This is a genomic window from Streptomyces lushanensis, from assembly GCF_001700515.1.
GTDB classification, from domain to species: Bacteria; Actinomycetota; Actinomycetes; order Streptomycetales; family Streptomycetaceae; genus Streptomyces; species Streptomyces lushanensis.
On sequence record NZ_MAUD01000615.1, the window covers coordinates 1 to 2,181 of the forward strand.

Below are 2,181 nucleotides of genomic sequence, written 5' to 3' on the forward strand. Positions count from 1 at the left end.
CCCGGTACCGGGCGAGATCGGCCATCAGGAACGCCCGCAGCCGCCCGGCCTCCCGTACCGCCTCGTCCACGGACTCGGCGAGCCGCAGGCAGGCCCGGACGTCCTCGTTCGGGAGCGGGACGGGATGAAGGGCAACGGCGAGGGCGCGTCGGAGCACACGCAGCTCCTCGGCACCGAAGGCCATGCCGCCGCGGGATCCGTATGGCGTGGGCATGCGGCGACACTACGCGCCAAAGGGACAAAATCCGTTTAACGCCTCTCCGCTGGCGCGGCCCGCCCGCCGAACGGGGGAAGACCGCGCGGGCGCCCGCGCGCCGTCCCCGCCCGGCCGTCGCGGGCTGCGCGGGCCGGGCGCGGTCGCGGCGCTCGCGGAGCGCCCGCGGCGGTGCCGGAGGTCACATACGGGAGACGTTCCGTTCGTAGACCAGACGCAGACCGATCAAGGTCAGCCAGGGCTCGTGCTCGTCGATCACGGTGGCCTCGCCGAGGACCATGGGAGCCAGCCCGCCGGTCGCGATCACGGTGACCTCGCCGGGGTCCTCGGCCAGTTCTCGGGCCATCCGCGCCACCACACCGTCGACCTGGCCCGCGAAGCCGTACAGGATGCCGGACTGCATCGCCTCCACGGTGTTCTTGCCGATCACACTGCGCGGACGGGCCAGTTCGATCTTGCGGAGCTGGGCGCCCTTGACGCCGAGCGCCTCGACCGAGATCTCGATGCCCGGCGCGATGACACCGCCCGCGTACTCGCCCCGGGCGCTGACCGCGTCGAAGGTCGTCGCCGTACCGAAGTCCACGACGATCGCGGGACCGCCGTAGAGCTCGACCGCCGCGACCGCGTTGATGATGCGGTCCGCGCCGACCTCCTTGGGGTTGTCCATCAGGATCGGCACACCCGTCTTGATGCCCGGCTCCACGAGGACGGCGGGAACGTCGCCGTAGTAGCGGCGGGTCACCTCGCGCAGCTCGTGCAGGACGGAGGGCACCGTCGAGCAGATCGCGATGCCCTCGATCCCGTCGCCCAGTTCCTCGCCGAGCAGCGGGTGCATGCCCATCAAGCCCTGGAGCAGCACGGCGAGTTCGTCCGCGGTGCGGCGCGCGTCGGTGGAGATGCGCCAGTGCTCGACGATCTCCTCGCCGTCGAACAGGCCGAGAACGGTATGGGTGTTGCCGACGTCGATGGTGAGAAGCATCAGGCTTCGACCTCGCGCAGATCGAGGCCGATGTCCAGGATCGGGGAGGAGTGGGTGAGCGCTCCGACCGCGAGGAAGTCGACGCCGGTCTCGGCGTAGGCACGGGCGTTGTCCAGGGAGAGCCGCCCGGAGGACTCCAGGAGCGCGCGGCCCGCGACGACGGCCACGGCCTCCGCCGTCCCGGCCGGGGTGAAGTTGTCCAGGAGGATCAGATCGGCGCCCGCGTCCAGGACCTCGCGCACCTGGTCCAGGGTGTCGGCCTCCACCTCGATCGGCAGATCGGGGAAGCGGTCCCGTACGGCCTTGAACGCCTCGGCGACACCGCCCGCCGCGACCACGTGGTTGTCCTTGACCAGGGCCGCGTCGGAGAGCGACATCCGGTGGTTGGCGCCGCCGCCGCAGCGCACCGCGTACTTCTCCAGCGCGCGCAGGCCCGGCGTGGTCTTGCGCGTGTCCCGGACCTGGGCGCCGGTGCCTTCGAGCACATCGGCCCAGGCGCGGGTGGCGGTCGCGATACCGGAGAGCCGGCACAGGAGATTGAGCGCGCTGCGCTCGGCGGTGAGCAGATCGCGGGTGCGGGCGGTGACGCTGAGGAGCTTCTGTCCGGCCTCGACACGGTCGCCGTCGGCGACGTGCCGCTCGACCGCGAACTCCTCCGTGCAGACGACGGACAGGACGGCCTCGGCGATGTTCAGGCCGGCGACCGTGCCGCTCTGGCGCGCGACGAAGTCGGCGGTGGCGACGGCGTCCTCGGGGACGGTCGCGACGGTGGTCACGTCCACGCCGTGGTCGAGGTCCTCCTCGACGGCGACATGGGCGATGTCCTCGACCTGTACGGGATCGAGGCCGGCGTCGGCGAGCAGCCGGGCGAGAGCGGGATCGAGACCGCACTCCAGATCGGCGAGGCCGTAGCCCTCCTCACCGGCGGCACCGGCCGCGGGAGGCTGCGGCGACGGCTGCGGCTGCTCCGCCGGTGAGGAGGGCTACG

The 2,181-nt window shown here is 72.2% G+C and carries 1 protein-coding gene and 2 pseudogenes; all 3 read right to left on the minus strand.

Features of this window, described 5'->3' with window-relative positions; genetic code table 11:
* Nucleotides 1–214, minus strand: a pseudogene (locus BFF77_RS31840) (hypothetical protein); the annotation flags it as partial.
* Between the two features lie 181 nt (nt 215–395).
* Nucleotides 396–1,193 (minus strand): type III pantothenate kinase, encoded by a 798-nt coding sequence (locus BFF77_RS31845; RefSeq protein ID WP_066956998.1) that lies wholly within the window; start codon nt 1,191–1,193, stop codon nt 396–398.
* A pseudogene (gene nadC / locus BFF77_RS31850) lies at nt 1,193–2,146 on the minus strand (carboxylating nicotinate-nucleotide diphosphorylase); the annotation flags it as partial. The pseudogene nadC and the gene BFF77_RS31845, both read right to left, overlap by 1 nt.
* Between the last annotated feature and the right edge of the window lie 35 nt (nt 2,147–2,181).